Here is a 15734-nt window from a genome sequence, read left to right as displayed (position 1 = left end):
ACTGCACCCGGGAGGGTGTGGGAGAGTAGGTCACCGCCGGACACACATTGGTCGAGGCCCCGAACCACCAGGTTCGGGGCCTCCCACATTTAAACACCCACACCCCCCGGGCAACGCTCTCCCACACCCGGCACCCAACCGGGCAACGCTCTCCCACATCCGGCACCCAACCGGGCAACGCTCTCTCACATCCGGCACCCAACCGCGCAACTCTCTCCCACATCCGGCCGGTAGAGTTGGGCAGCATGGACAACCTCTTCAGCCATGCTCCCGGGCCCCGGGATGGCCAGGGCCGCGACGCGCAGGACGGGCTGGAACCCGTTGTGAACACCGTGGTGGTACCGGGCGGCGTAGCCCACGCTTTCGCCGGCTTCACGGACCACACCCATTTGTGGTGGCCGCTGGGGGACCATGGCGTCTACGGCGAAGGGTCCTACGTGGAGTTCGAAGAGAACCTCATCCTGGAAACCGCGGACGACGGCCGTACCAGCATCTGGGGCACCCTGGACGACTGGCACCCGCCGTTCTCCTTTCACGCCACGTGGCACCCTGGCAGCACTGCCCTCTGGTCCACAGAGTTGCTCGTCGCTTTCAGGCCCGCAGAAGACGGTACCGAAGTACGGGTCTTCCACAACGGCTGGGAAGGCGCCGAAGATCCTGCCGGCACGCGTGCGCACTACGCGGAGGCATGGCCCGGTATACTTGCCCGCTACGCACGTTTCATGGGAGCGTAGCGTTGGCGTCCGTCGTGGTGGAACTGCGGGCTCTCCTCCGCCCCAACCAGCTGGAAACCTCCGAAGTTGAGCTTAGGCGCTACGCCGTGGACCAGGCTCCGGTCATCGACTTCCATTTGCCCCTCGCGGTGGCTTTCCCGGAGTCCCTGGGTGACGTCCAGACAGTAGTCCGCGCGTGCGCCGCCGCCGGGGTGGCGGTGGTCGCCCGGGGTGCCGGTACCGGCGTCTCAGGCGGGGCGCACGCGGTGCGGAACTGCATCGTGATGTCCCTGGAGCGCATGGACCGCATCCTGGACCTTAACCCGGACGATGAGACCGCCGTCGTTGAACCCGGCGTCGTGAACGCCGTTCTCAACGAAGCCGCCGCCGTCCACGGACTGATGTACGCCCCGGACCCGGCCAGCTTCCGAAGCTCAACCATCGGCGGGAACGTGGCCACCAACGCCGGAGGCCTCCGCTGTGCGAAATACGGAGTGACACGGGATTCGGTGCTCGCGCTGGACGTGGTGCTGGCGGACGGTTCCCTGATCCACACCGGCCACCAGACCTTTAAGGGCGTGGCCGGCTACGATCTGACCGGACTGTTCGTGGGGTCCGAAGGAACGCTGGGGATCGTCGTCGGAATCACCGTGCGGCTGAAGTACCTGCCCCGTGAAGTCCATACCGTCGCAGCCTTTTATCAGGACTTCCGGATGGCTGCCGCCGGCGTGCTGGCCGTGGGCCGTGCCCGCGTCCAGCCGGCCATCATGGAATTGCTCGACGGCGGCACCCTGGCCCAACTGGACGACATCCACGGATCGGACCTCAGCGCCCGTGGCCGATCGCTGCTCCTGATCCAGACCGATGGTTTCGGCGCTGCTGCGGAAGCCGAAGAGGTGCGTGCCGTGCTGCGCGCAGGCGGTGCCACTGTTACTGCGGAGGCCAGCAGCGAAGCCGAGCGGCTGGTGGAACTCCGGCGGCACAGCAGGGGCGTGGAGGTGGACGACCAGTACCGGGTAGGGGAGGACGTCGCCGTACCCCGTTCCCGCCTTGTGGACTACATCGCCAAACTGGAGGCCATGGCAGCCAGGCACCGGGTGAACCTCAAAGTAGTGGCCCATGCGGGCGACGGCAACCTGCACCCCACGTTCTGGATTGAACGTGCTGCGGACGGGGTGGACCGGGAAGCCATGGCGGGCCTCCAGCGCGCCCTGGACGAGTCCATTACCGTTGCCCTGGACATGGGCGGCACCATCACCGGCGAGCACGGGGTAGGGCAGTACAAGCTGCGCTGGCTCGGGCAGGAACAGCCGGAGCCGGTACGCAACCTGCAGCGCCGGATCAAGGAACTGTTCGACCCGGCTGGAATCCTGAATCCCGGGAAGGCGATCTAGGCCCGGCCGCCCTGGCTTCAGAAAGCAGGGGCCTAGTCGTCGGCGTCCGGGTACTCGTCGATGGATTCGTCGGCCCGGTAACGCGATTCCTCGGTTTCCACTTCGAGGATCTTGAGGAGCTCAGTGTCCGGGTTGAGCATGATGGCCGCTTCGTCCCGACGGTGGCGCAGGATGGAATCGATGTAGCTCTGCACGGCCTCGGCCAGCGGAATGTGGCGTTCCTGCTTCTCCGACATGTACCAGCGGTGCTCCAGGACCTCGTGGACGGCCTCTGCCGGTTCCAGCTTGCCGGAGAGGTCCCGCGGAATGGACCGGACGATCGGCTCGAAGATCTGGCTGACCCACAGGTGCGCACTGTACTCCTCGTCCATGTCCGGGTTGTTGTCCGCCCGGAAGGAGTCCATGTCGTTCAGCAGGCGGCGGGCCTGGTTCTCCTGGGCGTCCAGGCCGGTCAGGCGCAGGAGGCGGCGCTGGTGGTGCCCGGCATCCACGACCTTGGGCTGCAGCTGGATGGTGGATCCGTTCTGGGTGGTCTTGATGGCGTATTCCTCAACGTCGAAGCCAAGTTCGTTCAGCCGCCGGATGCGGGCCCCCACGCGCCAACGTTCCCCGAGTTCGAAGGATTCCTTCTCCGTCAGCTCCGCCCACAGCCGCCGGTAGCTGTCCATGATCAGTTCGCTGGTGGCCACGGGGTCCACCTTCTCCTCGATCAGGCCGCCGTCCAACAAGTCCATCAGCTCGCCGGCGATGTTCACGCGGGCGATTTCAAGGTCGTATTCGCGCTGGCCTGTGGAGAGGTCCGGGTACAGCTCACCGGTCTCGGCATCCACCAGGTAGGCGGCGAACGCACCGGCGTCCCGGCGGAACAGGGTGTTGGACAGGGACACGTCGCCCCAGTAGAACCCGATGAGGTGAAGGCGGACCAGCAGTAGCGCCTGCGCGTCGATGAGGCGGGTCAGGGTGTCCTTGCGCAGCATCTGCGAGAACAGGGCGCGGTACGGCATGGAGAACTTCAGGTGCCGGGTTACCAGGACAGGGTTCAGCGGGCGCCCGTCCGCGGTGGTGCGTCCCGTGATGACGGCGACCGGCTCCACGCAGGGAACATCCAGCCGGGCCAGTTTCCGCAGCATGTGGTATTCGTGCCTGGCCACGTGCTCCGAGGTTTCCTTGATGGCGATCACGGACCCGCCAAGATGCGCGAAGCGCACGATGTGCCGGGAGATGCCGCGGGGGAGCGCCGCGAGGTACTCGGCGGGCCAGTCCTCCAGGGCGATATGCCAGGGCAGGTCCAGGAGTTCAGGATCGGCAGCCGCCGCGGTGATGTTCAGCGAGCTGGCGGCGGCCGCGGCCTTGCCGTCGTCCGCGCTGGCGGCGACGAAGCGCGGCAGCTTGCCGATCTGCCCGTAGTCGGTGGGTTCATCGTGCCACTTGGCGCTGTTTTCCTCGGTCATGCGTCAATTCTTCCGTACTTGGCGGCGGGCGGCTAAATGCCCGGCAGCCGCGGTTAAAGGCCGACGGCGGCCCGCACCATCGCGAGAGGGTGCGGGCCGCCGTCAATTGCGTGGAGTGGGCCCACGCCGGCCGGGTTCCCTGGCCGAAGCGGAGCGGGGTTAGGGTGCAGGTGGGGAGATCAGTCGCCCAGGCGCAGGCCGGTCTTGGTGTCGAACAGGTGCACGTGGCCCGACTGCGGACGGACGTAGATGGACTCGCCCTTCATCGGGGGGCGGCGGCCGTCGACACGGGCCACGATGTCGTGGTCCTTGCCGTCCAGGGTGGTGTGGCCGTAGACGTAAGCGTCAGCGCCGAGTTCCTCAACCACGTCAACTTCGACCTTCAGGCCTTCACCCTGGGGTGCGGTCTCGAGGTCCTCGGGCCGGGTGCCCAGGGTCACCGTGGTGCCGTGGGCCTCTTCGAGGACGTTCCGCGGCACGGGGTAGACGGTGCCGCCGAACTGGACGCCGCCGTCGACCACGGGAAGTTCCAGCAGGTTCATGGCGGGGGAGCCGATGAAGCCGGCAACGAAGACATTCTTGGGACGGTCGTAGAGGTTGCGCGGGGTGTCAACCTGCTGCAGCAGGCCGTCCTTGAGCACAGCCACGCGGTCACCCATGGTCATGGCCTCGACCTGGTCGTGGGTCACGTAGACCGTGGTGACGCCCAGGCGCCGGGTCAGGGACGCAATCTGCGTACGGGTCTGGACACGCAGCTTGGCGTCCAGGTTGGAGAGCGGCTCGTCCATGAGGAAGACCTGCGGGTTACGCACGATCGCGCGGCCCATGGCAACACGCTGGCGCTGACCGCCGGAGAGTGCCTTTGGCTTGCGGTCCAGGTACTGCTCGAGGTCGAGGAGCTTGGCTGCTTCGCGAACGCGCTCGGCGCGCTCTTCCTTGGAGACGCCGGCGATCTTGAGGGCGAAGCCCATGTTGTCGGCCACAGTCATGTGCGGGTACAGCGCGTAGTTCTGGAACACCATCGCGATGTCGCGGTCCTTCGGCGGGACATCGGTGACGTCGCGGTCACCGATCAGGATGCGGCCGGCGTTGACGTCCTCGAGGCCTGCGAGCATGCGCAGCGACGTGGACTTACCGCAACCGGAGGGTCCAACGAGGACCAGGAATTCGCCATCGGCGATGTCGATGTTGAGCTTGTCGACGGCGGGCTTATCTGTGCCCGGGTACAGACGCGTAGCGTTGTCAAAAGTAACTGTAGCCACAGTTATCAATCCCTTCACCGGCAGGTACGTGCCGGACGATCCGTTGTGAATGGTTCATGTTTGTTCAGTTTTGTCATGCATGATGCACTGCAGGCGGAGCCGGAGGCATCGTGTGACGCCGCACGGTTACTGTGCGCCACATCACAACCAAGAGTATGTCAGGCCGTGACCTTATTGTCGAAAATGTTACTGGGGTCACATGTGAGCTTGGCCATCCCTGGGTCTCTATCCGGAGGCGGCCTGCGGATCCTCCTCGGCCACGGCGAGGCTGCGCGCCTGCAGGAGGGCCTCCAGGAGCTCGGAAACGTAATCCGGCGCTTCGACCCGGAACTCGGCGCAGGTAAAGTCGAGGCCGACCTTAACGCCTACATCGCCCGGTTCCAGGCGGGCCAGAGCGTCCTCGTCGGTGGTGTCGTCCCCGGCGAAGAACACGGCGGTGGCTCCGCTGATCTGCCGCAGGAACGTGACGGCCTCGCCTTTGGAGGCGTGGACGACAGAGGTTTCCAGGACGCGCTTGCCTTCCTTGAGGAACACGCCTTTACGGCCCTGCAGCAGCGAGCGGGCGGCCGCCACAGCATCCTCGGCCACGTCATCGGCTGCCAGCCGGGTGTGCAGAACGACGCCGGCGGGCTTGTCCTCGAGCAGGGTCCCGGGCGCTTCCTCCACGATCCCGGCCAGAACTGCCCGTACTTCCGCCAGCCGGTCCTGCTGATCCGCATCCAGCGTCAGTTGGGTGGATCCGGGTCCCAGCCACGCTTCCGCCCCATGGCTGCCGATCAGCAGCGAATCCACCGGGGGCGAGGCCACTGCCCGCAGGCTGGCGAGGGCGCGCCCGGAGATGAGCGCCGTCGTCGTGCGTGGAAGGACGGCGAGGCCCGCGAAAGCCGCGGCCGCCCGTGGAAGGGGGCGTGCTTCGTCGGCCCGTCCCACGATGGGCGACATGGTGCCATCGAAGTCCATGGCCACCAGGAGCTGTTCGGTCTGCGCGATGCGGCGGATCGCGGAGCGCAGTTCGGGCGTGAGGCTGAGCGCCGGCCGGCGGGCCTCAGGAGTCATCGCGGACCACCTTCTCGTTGAGCGCGGTGAGGAAGTCGGCGGACCAGTGGTCCACGTCGTGCTCCAGGATCTGTTTGCGCATGGCGCGCATCCGGCGGGAGGCTTCTTTTGGGGACAGCTCGACAGCCCGCATGATGGAGTCTTTGAGTCCGTCGATGTCGTGCGGATTCATCAGCAGGGCCTGCTTGAGCTGGTCTGCGGCTCCGGCGAATTCGCTCAGGACGAGGGCGCCGTCGTTGTTGGTCCGCGACGTGACGTATTCCTTGGCCACCAGGTTCATGCCGTCGCGCAGCGCGGTGACCAGCATGACGTCCGCCGCCAGGTACAGGGCCACCATTTCCTCCACGGGGTAGCTGTGGTGGAGGTACCGCACGGCGGTGTTCTCGAGGGTGTCATAGGTGCCGTTGATGTGGCCGACGGTCCCCTCCACTTCCTCGCGCAGCAGCCGGTACTGTTCCACTCGCTCGCGGCTGGGGCTGGCCACCTGGATGAGCGTGGCATCCCCGACGGAAAGCTTCCCGTCAGCCAGCAGCTCTTCGAAGGCCTTGAGCCGGTGCCGGATGCCCTTGGTGTAGTCGAGCCGGTCCACGCCGAGGAGGATGGTTTTTGGGTTGCCCAGGTCCTGGCGGATCTGGCGGGAACGTTCCACGATGTCCGGCCGCTCGGCCAGCGCCGTGATCTGCTGGACGTCGATTGAAATCGGGAACGCCTGGGCGCGGGCGATGTGCGTGATGGCGCCGTCCTGGCCCTTGACATGCACCTGCTGCTGCTTGACGCTGGCGCCCAGGAACCGTCGGGCCGAGCGCATAAAGTTCCCGGCGTCGCTGGTGCGCTGGAAACCCACCAGGTCCGCGCCGAGCAGCCCGTCAATGATCGCCTGCCGCCACGGCAGCTGCGCAAAGATCTCCGGCGGCGGGAACGGGATGTGGTTGAAGAACCCAATGCGGAGATCGGGCCGCGCCTCGCGCAGCATCCGCGGGACCAGCTGGAGCTGGTAGTCCTGGACCCACACTGTGGCCCCTTCGTCGGCATGGCGTACGACGGCGTCGGCGAACCTGCGGTTGACCTTGCGGTAGGCGTCCCACCAGGTCCGGTGAAATTCCGGCGGGGCGATGACGTCGTGGTAGAGCGGCCACAGGGTGGCGTTCGAAAAGCCCTCGTAGTACAGCTCGACGTCGTCGGTGCTCAACTGGACGGGCACCAGGTCCATGCCGCCGTGGCTAAAGGGCCTGACCGTCTCATCCGGGGCGCCGTGCCAGCCCACCCAGGCGCCGTCCGTCTTGGTCATCATGGGCGCCAGCGCGGTGACCAGCCCGCCGGGGGAGCGGCGCCAGCCGGAGCCGTCGCCGCCGCTTTCTCCCGGACCGCAGCGGTCAACGGGCAGCCTGTTCGAGACCACCATGAAGTCGTATTTGGTGTGAGCGCCGGGGCGTGCAGCGGCGGCAGCTGGAGCTGCCGTTCCGGCGGGTTTTTCCTGGACGGGTGATTGCATTGCGGCCCCCTGGGGTTGCTTGTGCCTCTCAGCCCACCCTAACGGGACGGAATGATCGGTGCTATTCGTCCGTTAGTCAATGGGCGGGATGCTTGAAGGCCCAAGCTTCCGGCTTTGTCCCCTAAACTGGGCGGGTTGCCACTTAGTGGTCCCCCCACGTCGACCGACCCAAGGAACACATGAGCCCTGCAAACGAAAACCGTAAGTCCAAGGCTGAACGGACTGCTGAGGCGCGCGAGAAAGCCCGCCAGATCCGGGAAGCGCAGCTTAAGAAGGACAAGCGCAACAAGCATCTGATCGGTTGGGGCATCGTGGTGGCTGTGGTGGCCATCCTTGCGGTCGTGGCACTGGTGGTTACCAGCAACATCCGGAACAACACTCAGGTTGCGGACCAGGGGCCCGTCCCCGCCAACGCCAACGTCAACGGCGGCGTAACATTGCTGGCCAACACGGACGTGGCACCCACCGAAGCGGGCACCGTGGATGCCGCGAGCGTTCCCGAGCCCCCGAAGACCCCGCCGGCGGAGATCGCTGCTCCCGGTGCCGAAGCCGAGGCGGGCAAGCCGGTGAAGGTGGTCATCTACATCGACTTCATCTGCCCTATCTGCAAGAACTTTGAGGAGCAGTTCAACGGGCAGTTGACCTCCCTGCGCAACGAAGGCAAGATCAGCGTCGAATACCGCCCGCTGGGCTTCCTGGACAACCGCTCGAGCACCAACTACTCCTCCCGTGCCGCCAATGCTGCCGCCTGCGTGGTGAACGAATCCCCGGAGAAGTACGCGGACTTCATCAGCGCCCTGTTCGCTGACCAGCCTGCCGAGGGCACCGCCGGTATTTCGGACGACGACCTGAAGAAGATGGCCACTGAGGTGGGCGCCGCCAGCATCGATTCCTGCGTGGAGGAGAAGACATACCGCCCGTACGTGAAGTACTCCACGAAGCTCGCGTCGTCAATCGGCGTCAGTGGCACACCCACCGTCCTGGTTGATGGCAAGCAGTGGGGCAAGGGCGACAGCGCGCAGACGCCGTTCCCGGAGTTCCTGCAGGCAGCCATCGACGCCAAGGCATAAGCGACCGCACCGTTTTCGGCAGAAAGGGCCGGCCCCGGATTCGTTTCGGGGCCGGCCCTGCTGTTTTTACCCGCGGGCAGGACTTGGGCTAACCTTATCTAGCGCTCGTTGGGCGCACGCCCGGTTTCCGGGCACGCCTCCTTAGCTCAGTTGGCCAGAGCACCGCTCTTGTAAAGCGGGGGTCGTCGGTTCGAATCCGACAGGGGGCTCCACAAACCAGTCTCGCGGCCAGCTCAGATTCCCTTGCCGGGGTTCAGGATCCCGTCCGGATCCAGCGCGTTCTTGATGGTCCGCTGCACATCCAGCGAGACCTCGCCAAGCTCCGGCAGCAGCCAGTCCCGCTTCAGGATTCCCACTCCGTGCTCCCCGGTCAGCGTGCCTCCCAGCCGCTTAGCCAGGTGGAACATGTCCCCGAGTGCCTGCTTGGCCGGGCCTTCCGTGACGGAGTCCTCCGGGTCCAGGACCAGCATGGGGTGCAGGTTGCCGTCCGAGGCGTGCACCACGGAGAAGATCCGCACACCGGTGGCAGCAGAGATTTCATCCAGCCCCACGGCCACCTCAGCGAGCTTCGATCGGGGAACGCCGATGTCCCCGATGGACACCCTGCCCAGTTTCTCCAGGGACGGGATGGCCTCGCGCCGGGCGGTGATGAGTTCGTTGGCGTGTTCGGCATCAGTGGCCTTCTCAAAGGAGGAGGCGTACGGCCGGATCGCGTCCATCAGGACGTCCTGTTCCAGGTAGGCGCCGTAACCGTCCGTCTGGGCCAGCATGAAGGCCCCGCCCTTTGACCGGTAGTCCGTCCCCATTGCCATGTCGATGGCCTCAAGGGTCTGGCCGTCGATCAGTTCGAGCAGCGAGGGCTGGATGCGGGCCGCAATGACGGCGGAGGCGGCAGCGGCTGCGGTGGCGAAATCGGGGAAGAACGCCGCCACGGTGGCGGTTGCCACCGGCATGGGCCGCAGCCGGAGTGTCGCCTCGACCACCACGCCGAGGGTTCCTTCCGACCCGGTGATCAGCGCATTGAGGTCGTAGCCGGTGACCCCCTTAATGGTCTCGCGGCCTGTCCGCAGGAGCCTGCCGTCCGCAAGCACCACCTGCAGTGCGAGCACCGCCTCGCGGGTCACCCCGTACTTGGCGCACCGCATGCCGCCGGCGTTGGTGGCAACATTGCCGCCGATCGAGCAAATGGCGGTGCTGGCCGGGTCCGGCGCATAGAACAGCCCGTGCTCCGCCGCAGCGGCATTCAGGTCGGCGTTCAAGACCCCGGGCTGGACCACGGCGAGCTGCTCCAGCGGATCAATGCGCAGGATACGGTCCATCCGCGAAACATCCAGGACAACTTCCCCTGCCTTGGCCGCCGCCCCGGCGGCAAGACCGGTTCCCGCGCCCCGGGGAACCAGCGGTGCCCGGTGAGCGGCCGCCAGTTTGACCGCGGTGACGACGTCGTCCGCTGACTCCGCGAAAACCACACCGTCGGGGAGCGACGGCGATACGTACCCCGAACGGTCCGTGCTCGCTGCGAGGCGGTCCTGCTCCGCCACGGAGGCGCCGGGGGCACCCTCCAGGACTGCCGCCGTCGGACGGGTTGAAACTGAAGTATCCACGAAACCCCTTTGTTCTGCATTGGATCAGCCGGAAACATAGTTTCCGTAGAGCGAAAACTTAATTCTGCTATTTGGATAACTCTAGGATCAGCCGCAGGCGGCGGTCAATGGCCTGGCCGTGCGGTGGTCGGGCCTATTCCTAGCCGGCATGTGGGGTATCTTGGGAGCCTGAGCGCAAATCTTTTCACGATGCGGATAAGAGTTGTCGGAATCTGAACCCACAGGAGATTGCCCCATGGCCGGGAAAGCAAGCGGAGGCGTACAGTCCGTTGAGCGCGCGTTTGAGCTGTTGGAACTTATCACCAACGCCGGCGGGGACGTGACCCTCAGCGAACTCTCGGCCTCGACCGATCTTCCCTTGCCCACCATCCACCGCCTGCTGCGCACCCTGGTCACCCTGGGCTACGTCCGCCAGCTGCCCAGCCGCCGCTATGCCCTGGGGCCCCGCCTGATCCGGCTCGGCGAGGGTGCCAACAAACAGCTTGGAGCCGTTGCCCGGCCACAGCTGAAGTCCCTGGTGGACCAGCTGGGCGAGACATCCAACATGGCGGTGTTCGATTCGGACATGGTGGTTTACGTGGCACAGGTCCCATCCCTGCATTCCATGCGGATGTTCACGGAGGTCGGCCGGCGCGCCCACGCCCACGATACGGGGGTGGGCAAGGCAATCCTCGCCCAGCTTGACGACGAGACGGTCCGCGGCGTTGTGGCCCGGGCAGGTATGCCCACGCCCACCGCCAAGAGCATCGGCGACGTGGACACCCTCCTGAAGGAACTCGAGCGGATCCGCAAACGCGGCTACGCCATCGACGAGGAAGAGCAGGAGCTGGGCGTGCGCTGTTTCGCCATGGCGGTGCCCAATGCGCCCACGCCTTCCGCCATCTCCGTGTCCGGCCCCGTCTCCCGCGTGGACCGCTCCTTTGGCGACCGGGCCATCCCGGTGCTGCGCGAAGCGGTCCACGCGATTTCCGCCGAACTCAACCGCAAATAGCCGCCAGTCAGGCGGGTTGGGCCGTCAGCCCGGCTGACGCGATCGCCTTAAGGGCGGCGGTCTCGTCGTTATCCGAGGTGTCTCCGGTGATGCCCACGGCGCCAAGGAGGCCGCCGTCGCCGTCGCGCACAAGGACCCCTCCAGGCACCGGTATCAGGCGGCCGCCCAGCGATGCCGCCGCAGCGGAGATGAAGTACGCCTGCTGCTCGGCCCGCTCCATGAGCGCCCGCGAGCCGACCCCCATCGCCAGCGCCCCGTAGGCCTTGCCGTGGGCGATGTCGAAGCGGTTGTTCGAGGCGCCGTCCTGCCGGGCGGCGGCGATGACGTGGCCGCCGGCGTCGAGCACGACGACGGTCAGCGGCTTGAAGCCTTCCTGCTGCCCCGTCTCCAGCGCCTTGGCTACGATCGCCTGCGCGGTTTCCAGTCCAAAGTTCATGATGCGCTCCTCGCAAGGTTGCCTGCATGCTTCTGCGCCGCGCGCCGGCGGTGCAGGACCGGTTCGGTGTACCCGGACGGCTGTGCGGCGCCGTCGAGCACCAGCTCGCGTGCGGCCAGGAAAGCCTCGCCGTCGAAGGCCGGCGCCATGGGCAGGTAGTCAGGGTCGGCGGCGTTCTGCCCGTCCACCACCACTGCCATCCGGCGGAGGGTTTCCTCCACTTCGTCGGTGCTGACGATGCCATGGTGCAGCCAGTTGGCGACATGCTGGGAGCTGATGCGGCAGGTGGCGCGGTCCTCCATGAGGGCAACACCGTGGATGTCGGGGACCTTGGAGCATCCCACGCCGGCGTTGACCCAGCGGACCACGTAACCCAGGATGCTTTGGATGTTGTTGTCCAGCTCGCTGCGGCGGGCGTCGGCGTCCCAGTCGGAGGGGTCTCCGACCGGAATGGTCAGCAGTTCCCGCAGGGTTGACCGGCGCTTTCCGCCCAGCTCCGCCTGCCGGGCATCCACGTCCACCTGGTGGTAGTGGAGGGCATGCAGGGTGGCGGCGGTAGGGGAGGGGACCCAGGCGCAGTTGGCCCCTGACAGGGGATGGGCGGACTTTTGGGCCAGCATCTCCGCCATGTTGTCCGGTGCGGCCCACATGCCCTTGCCTACCTGCGCCCGGCCACGGAAGCCGCTGGCCAGTCCGATGTCCACGTTGGCGTCCTCATAGGCCTTGATCCAGCTGGAGTTGCGCATATCTGCCTTGCGGACCATGGGGCCGGCGGCCATCGAGGTGTGGATTTCGTCGCCGGTGCGGTCCAGGAAGCCGGTGTTGATGAACACCACGCGCTCGCGGGCCTCGTAGATGCAGGCTTTGAGGTTTGCCGAGGTGCGGCGCTCCTCATCCATGATGCCGATCTTGAGCGTCAGCGGCTCGAGGCCAAGGACGGACTCCGCACCGGCCAGCAGGGCGCAGGCGACTGCCACTTCCTCCGGGCCGTGCATCTTCGGCTTGACGATGTACACGGAGCCGGCCCGGGAGTTCCTGCCCGCGTCAGGGCCACGCAGGTCGTGCACGGAACCCAGGCCGGTGAACAGGGCATCCAGGATTTCCTCCGGCACAGGGTTTCCGGCCGCGTCCAGGACGGCGTCGCTGGTCATGAGGTGGCCCACTTGCCGGATAAGGAGCAGCGACCGGCCCGGGAGGACCAGATCGGAGCCGTCCGGTGCCGTGAAGGTCCGGTCAGCATTGAGCCGGCGAGTGTAGGAACTTCCGCCCTTGGCGACTTCGGCAGTCAGTGTGCCCTGCATCAGTTGCAGCCAGTTCCGGTAGCCGTCCACCTTGTCCGCTGCATCCACGGCGGCCACTGAGTCCTCCAGGTCCATGATGGTGGTGAGGGCGGACTCCAGGACAATGTCCTTGACGCCGGCCGGATCGGTGGCGCCGATGGGGTGGCCGGCGTCGATCTGGATCTCGGCGTGGAGGCCGTGGTGGACCAGGAGCACTGCCTCGGGGGAGTCCGGCGCACCCCGGTACCCGCGCAGCTGGTCCGGGCCGGCCAGCGCCGTGGGACCTGCTGGGGTCTCCGCCACGAGGGCGGATCCTTCGATGCGGTAGGCCGTAACGTCGCTGTGCGAGCCGGATGCCAGGGGAGCGTGCTGGTCCAGGAACTGCCGGCCGCGGGCCACCACGGCGGCACCCCGCACGGGGTTGTAGGCCCCGCCGCGCTCCCGCCCCTCGGATTCGTCGATGGCGTCGGTGCCGTACAGTGCGTCATACAGCGAGCCCCAGCGGGCATTGGCGGCATTGACGGCGAAGCGGGCGTTGAGCAATGGAACCACCAGTTGCGGGCCGGAGATCGTGGCAATTTCCGGGTCCACGCGGCCGGTAGCGATGGTGAAATCCGCGGGCTCATCCACCAGATAGCCGATAGAGCGCAGGAATTCCTCGTAGGCGTCCGGATCGCCCGGCCCGTTGGCCCGGTGGAAGTCATCGATCTGCTCCTGAAGCCGGTCGCGGGTTGCCAGGAGCCCACGCACCTTCGGTGAGAATTCGCCGATCAGAGCAGCCGCTCCCCTCCAGAACAGCTCTTCTTCTATCCCGGTTCCGGGCAGGGCCTCGTCACCCACGAACGCGTACAGCTCTTCGGCGACGCTCAGGCCGTGGGTTTCCACTCGGTTCGTCATTGTTTGCTTCCGTTCCCAACTATTCCGCAAAGCGGAAACAATATTTCAATATATGCAACGTAGCGGCTTTTGCGAAGGGGTGTCAATGCCTGCCCGGCGGGGAAGCCCAACGCTTGGAGCCTGCGCGCAAGCCATTGACGCCGGGGAATGCTGCTCCTAGACTCGACCCAGATTTCTGGAAAGCATTTTCCACATTATGAAATGGTCAGAGAGGACCGCCCGTGGACAACCTTTTTATGCTTTGCCTGCTGGCACTTGCGCCCATCCTCATCGTCGGTGTCCTGCTGGCCGGATTCCGATGGCCGGCCAAGTATGCGATGCCCGTGGGCTATCTGCTCGTGGTGCTGGTGGCGCTGCTCGTCTGGCGGATGGACTTCGGCAGCGTCCTGGCTGCGTCTCTTGAGGGCCTCATCACGGCAGGCACGCTCCTTTACATCGTGTTCGGTGCGCTCCTGCTGCTCTCCACACTCACGGTGGGCGGTGCCATGGCGAGCATCCGCGCCGGCTTCAACAACATCTCCTCGGACCGCCGGGTCCAGGCCATCATCATCGGCTGGCTTTTCGGCTCCTTCATTGAGGGTGCATCCGGATTCGGCACCCCCGCCGCTGTGGTGGCGCCCCTGCTGCTGGCGATGGGTTTCCCCGCCATGGCCGCGGTCATGGTGGGACTGATCATCCAAAGCACGCCGGTGAGCTTCGGTGCCGTGGGAACGCCCATCCTGGTCGGCGTGGGCAAGGGGCTTGGCGGCGACCCGGCCGTCGCGGAGCGGATTTCGGTGCTGGGCCTGACCATGCCTGAGTTCGTCGCCTCGATTGGTTTCCAGGTAGCTGCAATCCATGCCATCGTCGGCCTGCTCATCCCGCTGATCCTGGTCTGCATGCTGACCGGTTTCTTCGGCCCCGACCGCCGTTTCCGCGACGGCCTGGCGGTGTGGCCGTTCGCCCTGTATTCCTCGCTGGCCATGACCGTCCCATATGTGCTGGTGGCCCGGTTCCTGGGTCCGGAATTCCCTTCCCTCTTCGGCGGACTGATCGGCCTGATGCTGGTGATGTACACGTCCAGCAAGGGCTTCCTCATGCCCAAGGACTCCTTCCAGTTCGGGCCCCGCGCCACCTGGTCGGACCGGTGGATGGGTTCGATCGAGCCCGAAGCCGCCACGGAAATCTCGTCCCGCATGAGCCTGGTGCGTGCCTGGTCGCCGTACATCCTGATGGCGGTGCTGCTGGTGGCAACGCGCGTCATCGCTCCGCTGAAGGCCTATCTTTCCGGCCTCGCCATCCCGTTCCAGAACATCCTGGGCACCGGAATCAGCACCTCCGTCCAGCCGTTCTACTCTCCGGCCTTCCTGATGATCATTGCCGCGGTGTTCGCCTACCTGCTGCACCGGATGAACCGCGGGCAGGTTCTCCGCACCCTGAAGATCTCCGGCCGCCAGCTGGGCGGAACCGCCGTGGCGCTGCTCTTCGCGGTCCCGCTGGTGCGGGTCCTCATCAACTCAGGACCGGACTTCAACGCCTCCGGCCTCTCCAGCATGCCGGTCACGCTGGCCGAGGGCACCGCAGCCGTTGCCGGGGATTCGTGGCCGTTGATCGCCCCGTGGATCGGCGCGCTCGGCGCCTTCGTGGCCGGATCCAACACCGTCTCCAACCTGACCTTTGCACAGTTCCAGTTCTCCACCGGAGCGGAGCTCGGCGTGCCGCCGGAGGGGATCGTGGCTGCTCAAGCCGTAGGCGGTGCCGGCGGCAACCCGATCGCCATCCACAACATCGTCGCCGCAGCGGCAACCGTGGGACTGCTGGGCCGCGAAGGCGACCTGTTGCGGAAGACCATCATCGTGACCACCTATTACTGCCTTGCGGCGGGCGCGGTCGCGTTCATCTTCATCCACGGCCTCGGGTTTAACCTGGGGACCGTGCAGCTGGTGCTCCTGGTAGCGGCTTTGGCTCTGGTGGCACGCTGGATGCTGAGGAGGCAGCCGGCCATGGCCCGGGAGCTCGTCGACGACAGCCGCCGACCCTAGCCAGAGCGGGCACACCCGCCTATTCCTGCACGGATTCGGGGACCTTCCGGGCCTTGCCGTTCCGCCG

At 66.2% G+C, this 15734-nt stretch carries 12 protein-coding genes and 1 tRNA gene; 6 read left to right on the top strand and 7 right to left on the bottom strand.

Translation table 11 applies throughout. From position 1 onward, the window contains the following. The first annotated feature begins 245 nt into the window (after positions 1 to 245). Together ACIQCN_RS11220 and ACIQCN_RS11215 are read left to right on the top strand one after the other, a co-directional pair. Positions 246 to 734 (top strand): hypothetical protein, encoded by a 489-nt coding sequence (locus tag ACIQCN_RS11220; RefSeq protein WP_400610960.1) that lies wholly within the window; start codon positions 246 to 248, stop codon positions 732 to 734. After that, on the top strand, positions 689 to 2107 hold the full coding sequence (locus ACIQCN_RS11215; RefSeq protein WP_400610958.1) for an FAD-binding oxidoreductase: 1419 nt from the start codon (positions 689 to 691) through the stop codon (positions 2105 to 2107). The genes ACIQCN_RS11220 and ACIQCN_RS11215 overlap by 46 nt, the downstream gene beginning before the upstream one ends. Positions 2108 to 2139: 32 nt before the next feature. On the opposite strand, the gene ACIQCN_RS11210 is transcribed toward ACIQCN_RS11215, so the two are convergent. From ACIQCN_RS11210 to ACIQCN_RS11195, 4 genes are all read right to left on the bottom strand, one after another. Then, the gene (locus tag ACIQCN_RS11210) at positions 2140 to 3558 is read right to left on the bottom strand and encodes a DUF4032 domain-containing protein (protein ID WP_400610956.1); all 1419 of its coding nucleotides are present in this window, start codon (positions 3556 to 3558) and stop codon (positions 2140 to 2142) included. 179 nt (positions 3559 to 3737) lie between these two features. Next, positions 3738 to 4820, bottom strand: coding sequence for an ABC transporter ATP-binding protein (locus tag ACIQCN_RS11205; protein WP_400608261.1), 1083 nt, complete (start codon positions 4818 to 4820; stop codon positions 3738 to 3740). A 225-nt stretch (positions 4821 to 5045) separates the two neighbouring features. Then, positions 5046 to 5876 carry a trehalose-phosphatase gene (gene otsB, locus ACIQCN_RS11200; protein WP_400610954.1) on the bottom strand — a complete coding sequence of 277 codons (831 nt, stop codon included), beginning with the start codon at positions 5874 to 5876 and terminating at the stop codon, positions 5046 to 5048. Then, a complete protein-coding gene (locus ACIQCN_RS11195) occupies positions 5866 to 7368 on the bottom strand; it encodes a trehalose-6-phosphate synthase (RefSeq protein ID WP_400608256.1) in 1503 nt (500 codons plus the stop codon). The genes otsB and ACIQCN_RS11195 overlap by 11 nt, the downstream gene beginning before the upstream one ends. A 179-nt stretch (positions 7369 to 7547) precedes the next feature. Between ACIQCN_RS11195 and ACIQCN_RS11190 the strand changes: the two genes are divergently transcribed. Beyond that, the gene (locus tag ACIQCN_RS11190; protein ID WP_400610952.1) at positions 7548 to 8438 is read left to right on the top strand and encodes a DsbA family protein; all 891 of its coding nucleotides are present in this window, start codon (positions 7548 to 7550) and stop codon (positions 8436 to 8438) included. Between the two features lie 135 nt (positions 8439 to 8573). Beyond that, positions 8574 to 8650, top strand: a tRNA-Thr gene (locus ACIQCN_RS11185). A 21-nt stretch (positions 8651 to 8671) separates the two neighbouring features. Here the strand turns inward: ACIQCN_RS11185 and ACIQCN_RS11180 are convergent. Continuing rightward, positions 8672 to 10042, bottom strand: coding sequence for an FAD-binding oxidoreductase (locus ACIQCN_RS11180; protein ID WP_400610950.1), 1371 nt, complete (start codon positions 10040 to 10042; stop codon positions 8672 to 8674). Positions 10043 to 10277: 235 nt separating this feature from the next. Between ACIQCN_RS11180 and ACIQCN_RS11175 the strand changes: the two genes are divergently transcribed. Continuing rightward, positions 10278 to 11033: an IclR family transcriptional regulator gene (locus tag ACIQCN_RS11175; protein ID WP_400608250.1), complete on the top strand. Its 756-nt coding sequence runs from the start codon at positions 10278 to 10280 to the stop codon at positions 11031 to 11033. 7 nt (positions 11034 to 11040) lie between these two features. Here the strand turns inward: ACIQCN_RS11175 and ACIQCN_RS11170 are convergent, their stop codons facing one another. Continuing rightward, positions 11041 to 11469 carry a heme-binding protein gene (locus ACIQCN_RS11170; protein ID WP_400608248.1) on the bottom strand — a complete coding sequence of 143 codons (429 nt, stop codon included), beginning with the start codon at positions 11467 to 11469 and terminating at the stop codon, positions 11041 to 11043. After that, entirely contained in the window at positions 11466 to 13646 is a 2181-nt protein-coding gene (locus ACIQCN_RS11165) for a malate synthase G (RefSeq protein WP_400610948.1), read from the bottom strand. The genes ACIQCN_RS11170 and ACIQCN_RS11165 overlap by 4 nt, the downstream gene beginning before the upstream one ends. A gap of 221 nt (positions 13647 to 13867) precedes the next feature. Between ACIQCN_RS11165 and ACIQCN_RS11160 the strand changes: the two genes are divergently transcribed. Beyond that, entirely contained in the window at positions 13868 to 15667 is a 1800-nt protein-coding gene (locus tag ACIQCN_RS11160) for an L-lactate permease (RefSeq protein WP_400608244.1), read from the top strand. Positions 15668 to 15734: the final 67 nt, after the last annotated feature.

This window comes from Pseudarthrobacter sp. NPDC092424 (assembly GCF_044754925.1).
In the GTDB taxonomy this organism is placed as follows: domain Bacteria; phylum Actinomycetota; class Actinomycetes; order Actinomycetales; family Micrococcaceae; genus Arthrobacter.
The sequence above is the reverse complement of the archived record's forward strand: the minus strand, read 5'-3'. Positions and strand labels throughout refer to the sequence as shown.

Coding starts and splice junctions, on each gene's coding strand:
- ACIQCN_RS11220 (WP_400610960.1), top strand. CDS start 246: ATGGACAACCTCTTCAGCCATGCTCCCGGGCCCCGGGATGGCCAGGGC.
- ACIQCN_RS11215 (WP_400610958.1), top strand. CDS start 689: ATGGCCCGGTATACTTGCCCGCTACGCACGTTTCATGGGAGCGTAGCG.
- ACIQCN_RS11210 (WP_400610956.1), bottom strand. CDS start 3,558: ATGACCGAGGAAAACAGCGCCAAGTGGCACGATGAACCCACCGACTAC.
- otsB (WP_400610954.1), bottom strand. CDS start 5,876: ATGACTCCTGAGGCCCGCCGGCCGGCGCTCAGCCTCACGCCCGAACTG.
- ACIQCN_RS11195 (WP_400608256.1), bottom strand. CDS start 7,368: ATGCAATCACCCGTCCAGGAAAAACCCGCCGGAACGGCAGCTCCAGCT.
- ACIQCN_RS11190 (WP_400610952.1), top strand. CDS start 7,548: ATGAGCCCTGCAAACGAAAACCGTAAGTCCAAGGCTGAACGGACTGCT.
- ACIQCN_RS11175 (WP_400608250.1), top strand. CDS start 10,278: ATGGCCGGGAAAGCAAGCGGAGGCGTACAGTCCGTTGAGCGCGCGTTT.
- ACIQCN_RS11170 (WP_400608248.1), bottom strand. CDS start 11,469: ATGAACTTTGGACTGGAAACCGCGCAGGCGATCGTAGCCAAGGCGCTG.
- ACIQCN_RS11165 (WP_400610948.1), bottom strand. CDS start 13,646: ATGACGAACCGAGTGGAAACCCACGGCCTGAGCGTCGCCGAAGAGCTG.